Origin of the sequence: Ferrovibrio sp. (assembly GCF_035304305.1) — a bacterium.
GTDB lineage: Bacteria > Pseudomonadota > Alphaproteobacteria > Ferrovibrionales > Ferrovibrionaceae > Ferrovibrio.
Genome location: NZ_DATGQG010000135.1, coordinates 1 through 7,583 on the forward strand (window position 1 = coordinate 1; position 7,583 = coordinate 7,583).

6 protein-coding genes and 1 pseudogene are annotated in these 7,583 nt (G+C 64.1%); 3 read left to right on the forward strand and 4 right to left on the reverse strand.

Annotated features, from left to right (window positions below):
* From VKZ87_RS15405 to VKZ87_RS15420, 4 genes are all read right to left on the reverse strand, one after another.
* On the reverse strand, positions 1-530 hold a 530-nt coding region (locus VKZ87_RS15405), incomplete at its 3' end, for a P1 family peptidase (RefSeq protein WP_324222152.1).
* Positions 531-616: 86 nt separating this feature from the next.
* A complete protein-coding gene (locus VKZ87_RS15410; protein ID WP_324222153.1) occupies positions 617-1,105 on the reverse strand; it encodes a class I SAM-dependent methyltransferase in 489 nt (162 codons plus the stop codon).
* Positions 1,102-1,563, reverse strand: a complete 462-nt coding sequence (locus VKZ87_RS15415) for a Crp/Fnr family transcriptional regulator (protein ID WP_324222154.1) — start codon at positions 1,561-1,563, stop codon at positions 1,102-1,104. The genes VKZ87_RS15410 and VKZ87_RS15415 overlap by 4 nt, the downstream gene beginning before the upstream one ends.
* A gap of 19 nt (positions 1,564-1,582) precedes the next feature.
* Positions 1,583-4,240, reverse strand: a complete 2,658-nt coding sequence (locus tag VKZ87_RS15420) for an ABC transporter transmembrane domain-containing protein (protein WP_324222155.1) — start codon at positions 4,238-4,240, stop codon at positions 1,583-1,585.
* Positions 4,241-4,414: 174 nt separating this feature from the next.
* On the opposite strand from VKZ87_RS15420, the gene VKZ87_RS15425 reads away from it, so the two are divergent.
* From VKZ87_RS15425 to VKZ87_RS15435, 3 genes and pseudogenes are all read left to right on the forward strand, one after another.
* Complete coding sequence (locus tag VKZ87_RS15425) at positions 4,415-5,638, forward strand: glycosyltransferase family protein (protein ID WP_324222156.1); 1,224 nt, start codon at positions 4,415-4,417, stop codon at positions 5,636-5,638.
* Between the two features lie 20 nt (positions 5,639-5,658).
* Positions 5,659-6,894, forward strand: coding sequence for a glycosyltransferase (locus tag VKZ87_RS15430; protein ID WP_324222157.1), 1,236 nt, complete (start codon positions 5,659-5,661; stop codon positions 6,892-6,894).
* A 69-nt stretch (positions 6,895-6,963) separates the two neighbouring features.
* A pseudogene (locus tag VKZ87_RS15435) lies at positions 6,964-7,583 on the forward strand (glycosyltransferase family 1 protein); the annotation flags it as partial.

Below are 7,583 nucleotides of genomic sequence, written 5' to 3' on the forward strand. Positions count from 1 at the left end.
ACCATGAGGGCCGCGACGACGAGACCGTCTGCCTCGACCCAGGAGGCACTGCCGAGCCCGCCTTTCACCCGGCCGGCCGTCGCCCCCAGACCTGCACCGGCATTGCCCAGCGCAAAGCGTCCGCCCCTGGCCGCCTCACAGGCCTCGCGCCCGAGGCGGCGGTACGGCGGATCATCGCCCCACTCCTTGTCACCGCCGTTATTCAGGTCAAACAGGATCGCCGCCGGGATGATCGGCACCGTGAAACCATGGATCTCGAAGCCCCTGCGGCGCTTCGCCAGCCACGGCATCATCCCGGCAGCGGCATCCAGTCCGAAAGCCGATCCGCCCGCCAGGCAGACGGCGTCGACCGCTTGGGCCGCAGCCTCGGGCCGCAGCAGGTCGGTTTCGCGCGTACCCGATCCCCCGCCACGCACATCGACCGAACAGGCCGCGCGCCGGTCGGGCAGGATCACGGTGACACCCGTGCGTACCCTGGCGTCGACAGCATGGCCGACGGTCAGACCTTCCACATCGGTCAGCAAATTCAATGGCCCCGGCCGACCCATCCTGCGCATCCTCCTCAATCCCTGCGCATGATGCTAGCCAAGCGTGGCGGTGTCGGCCAGCCCTGCCGCTACGTCCGGAGATAGACAAAATAACGGTTGGCGGGAACCGAGGCCGGCAACGTCTGCTGCTGCAGGGCGGGATGACTCAGTGCCTGATCGCTCAGCACCAGCGCACCCGCGACGGCCAGAGGCGGCACAAGGCGGCTGATCATCGCAACCTGCCGCGCATTGGCCTCCGGATCGGCCAGCCCCGCATCGCAATGGATCAGGACCGCCTCCCGCGGGTGCGCTTCGGCAAAAGCCGGCAACGTGTCGCCGAAGTCACCAAGAACCAGATATTCCTCCGGCGGTATCGAGCGCGGATTGGCGTTGACCGCGCGATCGAATGCGTAGATCGCCCGTCCGGACAGTTTCTCGCGAAGATGATCGTAGGTGCGGCCGTTCCCGAGGCCGACTTCCAGCACGATGCCGGCGCGATCGCGAATTTCGGCCGCGGCCCAGTTCAGTAAAATACGTTGTGCCTCGAGACGTCGGATGAAGCTGTCGAGGCGGCTCATGCGCTGCCCTTCGTGCGGGCTGACAGGGCACGAAGATCTGCCGTCGTGCGCTCCAGGCGCTGCGCCAGTACCCGCATGATCTCCACCGCAATCTGGGGAAAGTCGTTGATCAGGCGGAAGAACAGATCCTTCTCGATCCGCAGCGTCGTCACCTCGCTGCTGGCCGTCACCGTGGCCGTGCGCGGCACATCGCAGAGGATCGCGATCTCGCCGACGAAATCATTCTGCTTCAGATGCGCCACCGTGAGCGGCCCGGATGGTGTATCCACCATGACTTCCGCTTCGCCGCCGATGATCACGAAAGCGGCGTCGCCGGGGTCGCCCTGCCGGAAGAGCACATCCCCGGGCTTGTAGGTCAGGCGCTGGCTGGTAAACGCGAGAAGCTTGAGTTTCGATGGGTCGATCTTGGCGAACAGCGGTACGCGCCGGAGCAGTTCAACCTCTTCATTCAGGCTCATCTCAGGCTCTCCTTCCAGCTCATCCTGTTGGCGCCAGCATTTCCCTGAAACGCCCTGGCTGATTCTGCAGATCGGCGAAAGGCCCGAACTGCACGATCCTCCCGTGTTCCATCACCAAAACCATGTCGAAACCCTGACAATCCGAGGCGCGCTGCAGGGACCATATCAGACCGGACTCGCCTCGCGCACCGACAATGGCCTTGACCACCATGTCGTGACTGCGCGGATCGAGCGATGCGGTCGCCTCGGACAGCAGCAACCAGTCCGGATTCTTCACCAGAGCACGTGCAATGGCCAGTTTCTGCCGCTGTGCGGCGTTCAGGCGGGCGCCGGCAATTCCCACCTCGAACTGCATGCCGACCTCGATGATCGGCTCGCGCAGCCCCAGCTGCTCGACGACATCTCCGATGACCCTGCCGATCTTCTCCTGCGCCTGCGCCTGCCCGTAGGCCACGCGCCCGAACAGGATATTGTCGACAATGCTGGACGAGACGGTAAACGTCTCCGGATCGAAGAAAGCGATTGCGTCCCGGCGCGACGGCGGCAAGGTCCTGGCGAAAATCTCGCGCGCCCTGAGAATTGCCTGCCGCTCCTCTTCATTGAAATGCCCGAGACGGTGGCGGGCCAGGACCAGCTTGAACGGCAGGGACATCAGTCGATAGCGATCAGGCTCGGAAAGCTGCTCCAGCGTGTCAGGGCGGGCACGTACAAGAATATCCTTGTATTCGGGCAGATCCTCGGACGAGATGAAGCTGAACTGCTGGAAGAATTCATGGTCTGGCGGCAGGTCGGCGAACAGCTCGACCATCGTGGTCGCGACCTCATGGCCGATCTCAAGGAACCGCCGCCGCAAGCCAACCTGGTCCAGCACGCTCAGCACATGCGAATCTCTCGCGAGGTTGTCCTCGTGATAAATGCCGTTCCGCGCCGTGCCGAACATGAGGTTCTCGGCCACGGTGGCGTTGCTGTTGTACCGCGCGGGATCCCAGCTCTCCACGAGATCGGCAAGCGCGCCGTCACTGAGGCGGCTGCGGAAAGCGCGCCGCGCCTCCAGAACCCTGGCCGCTACTTCGGGATGGCGCTCGGGGTCGATGGTACCCCGCATGCCGATCTGATAGACGTCTTCATCGAACGCCGCAGCCCGCAGCGCATCGATGGCGACCGCCCGCAGCTCGTCCTGATTCTTCACGCCGGCAGCCGCATAGTCGGTCCAGTCCGCATCGGGGTCGAAATCGGTGTTCCCTGACGCCAGCGCCTCGCGCCGCTCCCGCTCGTATCGCCGCAACTCCTCGGGCTTCAGCTTCCGCGGGACAAGTGGCCGGTGGCGCAATCCGAACAGCAGATTGTCGCCCAGAGTCGTATTGAAGATGTAGGCGCTGGAGCTGACGTAACCCAGACGCCGCCCCGTCACGGTTTCAGGCAGATTGGCGAGATTGTGGCTGTTGATGGTGATCTTGCCGCGGGTCGGAGCCAGGGTCCGGGCCATCAGCTGCAGGAACTCGTCCCGCCCTTCGCCACCGACCACGGCCACCCGCGCCGGCCACGGAATCGTGACATTCACCCCTTCCAGAACGGGATGTCCCTGATCGTCGGACAATGCGAGCCCCGATACGGCAATGGGACCGGCCAGTGAAGGGGGATTCTCGGGCTCTTCATGCTGGTCGTTCGGCGCCCGCATGCCTTCCGGTTCGAACTGGCTGATGACCTGATCGTATTTCTGCTTCACATCCTCGCGGGTCTGGTAATGGTTCAGCAGCTCTTTCCACGGCGCCGCCATTTCCTTGTGCGCATTCACCGCGGCAACGATGGTACCGACATCCATGCTGCCGCGGATCACCAGATAGCCGCCGATCGTATAGAAGAAGAACGGGCCCAGCTGCTGGATGAAGTTGTTCAGGAACTTGATCATGAATTTGCGCTGGAAGATCTCCACGCGAATCCAGTAGCTGAAGCCCAGACGACGGGAAAATTCCGCCAGCATCCGGTTCGATGCATCGTGCGCATGCACCTCGGTGATGCCGCTGATCGATTCGCCGATGCGGTCGGAAATGCGGCGCTGGTTCTTGATGCGCTCGCGCCCCAGTGCCCGCACCTTGGCCTGCATCTTCGGCACGAAATAGAACTGGATCGGGTAGAGTGAAACCGCGGCGAGCGCCATGAGCGGATTCTGGATCAGCAGGAATGTGAAGATCACCAGCAGCATGCCGCCCTGGAAGATCGGCAGGGCGAAACTTTCCCCGATGAAGCCGCCCACCGGCTCGACCTCGGCAACCACCATCGGGATGATCTCGCCCTGGCTGGTACGCCGGAAGGTTGGCAGCGGAAAGCGCAGGATCTGCGCGTACAGCAGATAGCGCAGCCGGCGCAGCATGCGCTCGCCGGCGATCCCCTGAAAAACATTGATGGCGTATTTGAAGCCCTGCTGGACCACGACGAGGGCCAGAAAGGCAAAGCAGAGGACCAGCAGGTATTCGGTGTGGTCGAGGCTCACCCAGCCGAGGCTGAAGAGGTCGACGGGGAAGCTGATATCCTTACCCTCGATGCCCTGGTTAACGATCGCCTTGGGCATGCTGAGGTAATAGTAATAGGGGATGAAGGACGCCAGAGAGAGCAGGACGATGATGACCTGCTGCTTCAGGCTGTGCTTCAGGATGAACCGGTAAAGACTCTTCTCCACAGCCAGGTTCCGACAGCTTCCCCAATTCCGGCAGGACCTTAAACCAGCCCGGCCCGGCCGCCAACGTCCCCCGGAAGACCAGAACGTGGCGGGAATCACCAACCCGTCAGGGCCTTGGCCTTGCACCGGGGGCTATGCCATAGTCCGCCCGACGGACCCAAGGGGGGTACCCAAATGGTATCGCGCAGCGACGGAACCCGTGTGCTGATTTACAGCCACGACACCTTCGGCTTGGGCCATCTGCGCCGATGCCGGACCCTGGCGCATGCTCTTGTCGAGCGCCACAGGGATATGTCGGTCCTGATCATATCCGGCTCCCCCATCATCGGCAGTTTTGACTTCCGCAGCCGGGTTGATTTCGTCCGCATCCCTGGCGTGATCAAGCTGCGTGACGGTCAGTACACGTCGCTGAACCTTCCCATGGGCATCGAGGAGACGCTGAAGATTCGCGCCGAGATCATTCAGCATACGGCACGTATTTTCGATCCGGATATCTTCATCGTCGACAAGGAACCGCTCGGCCTGCGCGGCGAGGTGCTGGAAACCATGAAGATGCTGAAGGCCCGCGGCACCCGACTGGTGCTCGGCCTCCGCGACGTCATGGACGAGCCGAGCGCACTGGCCCCCGAATGGGAGCGCAAGAACGTCATGCCGGCGCTCCGGACCCTGTTCGACCAGATCTGGGTCTATGGTCTGCCACAATTCTGCGACCCGCTCGAAGGCATTGCGCTCCCCGACCGGGTACGGCGCAAGGTCGTGTACACAGGCTACCTGCCCCGCTTCCCTGCCGAAGCGGCGCTGGAACAGCAACTGCCCGAGATCACCCAGCGTCCCTTTCTGCTTGTCACGCCCGGCGGCGGCGGTGACGGCGAAGGCCTGATCGAATGGGTGCTGCGCGCCTACGAGAGCCAGGAACTGCTGCCCTATCCCGCCCTGCTGGTCCTGGGGCCGTTCATGCAGCGCGAGCGCCGCGTCGAGTTCCTGGGTCGCGTTGCGCGGCTGCCGCGCGTCGAAGCGATTACCTTCGATGCCCATATGGAACATCTGGTCCAGAACGCCGTCGGTGTGGTCGCAATGGGCGGCTACAACACCTTCTGCGAGATCCTGTCGCTGGACAAACGGGCCATCATCGTCCCGCGCAAACGTCCCCGCATGGAGCAGTATATCCGCGCCCACCGTGCGGATGAGCTGGGCCTCGTGAGAATGCTGGAGGATGACGGCAGCTACGATCCCGCGGTGATGGCCAGCGCCCTGCGCAACCTGCCCCGCCAGCCGCTGCCATCCGATGTTGTCATTCCCGGTTTGCTGGAGGGTCTCGATAACGTGGACCGCCTCGTCCAGCCCTGGCTCCGGCCGGCAGCCTCGTCGGCCGATAATGTCGTCGAACTGCGGGGCTGACCCGCACCCTTTCCAGTCCGATGTCCAGCGTGCCAGTTCCAGTCGCTTTTGTCCTCAAGGGCTATCCACGCCTTTCGGAAACCTTCATTGCACAGGAAATCCTCGCCCTCGAAGAGCGCGGCCTGGATATCCTGATCGTTTCCCTGCGCCACCCTACGGACCGCAAACGGCACCCGATCCATGAGCGGATCCGGGCCTCGGTCCTCTATCTGCCCGAATACCTCTATCGGGAACCGCTGCGGGTCCTGCGCGGCTGGTGGCGTGCCCGCCGGCTGCCGGGCTACGCCGCCGCAAAAGATCTCTGGTGGCGCGACCTCAGGCGCGATCCGACACCGAACCGGATTCGGCGCTTTGGCCAGGCGCTGGTGCTGGCAGCGGAGTTGCCGCCGCAATACCGCCGGCTGCATGCGCATTTCATTCACACCCCGGGCTCCGTCACCCGGTATGCCGCCAGGCTATTGGGCCTTCCTTGGAGCGCGTCGGCTCATGCGCGGGATATCTGGATCACGCCGGAATGGGAGAAGCGTGAGAAGCTGGCCGACTGTCTTTGGGCGGCGACCTGCACGGCGCACAATGTCACCCATCTCTCGGCGCTTGGGGACCCGGCCAAGGTGGCACTCGTCTATCACGGCCTGGACTTCAGCCGCTTCCCCGAGCCGCCCATGCGACGACCTCTGCGGGACGGGCGCGACTCCGCTGATCCCGTCCGGCTGCTCACCGTCGGCCGCGCCGTGGAGAAAAAAGGCTTCGACCTTCTGCTGCAGGCCCTGGCGCTCCTGCCCGGCGACCTGCACTGGCGCCTGACCCATATCGGTGGCGGGCCTCTGCTCAAACAGCTGAAGGAACAGGCCAGCCAGCTCGGAATCGCCGACCGCGTCGAATGGCTGGGCCCCCAGTCGCAGGACGCGGTGATCGCGTCCTACCGTTCGGCGGACGCCTTCGTGCTGGCCTGCAAACGGGATCGCGACGGTGACATGGACGGACTGCCAAATGTTCTGATGGAAGCGCAAAGTCAGGGACTGGCCTGCGCAGCGAGCGCCATTTCCGCCATTCCGGAACTGATCATCGATGGCGAGACCGGCCTGCTGGTGCCGGCCGAAGATGCCGAACTTCTGAGTGTCGCCATAGGGCGGCTGATCGTCGATCCGGCACTGCGGGATCGCCTGGGAATTGCCGGTGCTGCGCGGGTGCGGAGCCGGTTCGGCATGTCGGCTGGCATCGACGAGCTGGCACGCCGCTTCGGCCTGGCGGCCTGACCGATGAAGATCGGATTTTACGCACCGCTCAAACCACCGGACCATCCCGCTCCTTCCGGCGACCGGCGCATGGCCCGGCTGCTCATGACCGCGCTTGAAGGCATGGGGCACCAGGTCGCGCTGATTTCCACCCTGCGCTGCTACAATCGTGATGCGGACTCCAGGCTTGAGGACCGCATCGCCGCCGAGGCCGCGGCAGAAACCGACCGACTGGTTGCCTCCTGGCAGGCGGACCCGGCAACGCGGCCGGACCTACTCTTTACCTACCATGTGTATCACAAGGCCGCCGACTATCTCGGGCCGGCGCTGAAGGTCCGCCTGGCGGTGCCTTACGTGATTGCCGAGGCATCGATTGCACCGAAGCGCCGGAACGGTCCCTGGGCAAAGGGCTACGTGCAGGCTGAAGCGGCGATCCGGGCCGCTGATGCACTGCTGGCCATCACCGAACTGGATCGCGTCTGCCTCGCCGGCTTCGCCGGAGAGGAGAAGGTGTCCCTTCTGCCACCCTTCCTCGATCCGGCGCCGTATCGCGCCGCCGCTGCGGAGCGCGATGAGCACCGCAGAATGCTGGCGGGCCGCTTCGGACTTGATCCGCACAAACCCTGGCTGCTCGCGGTCGGGATGATGCGCGCTGGCGACAAACTCGCCTCCTATGCCTGCCTTGCCGAGGCGTTATCACTCGCGTCCGG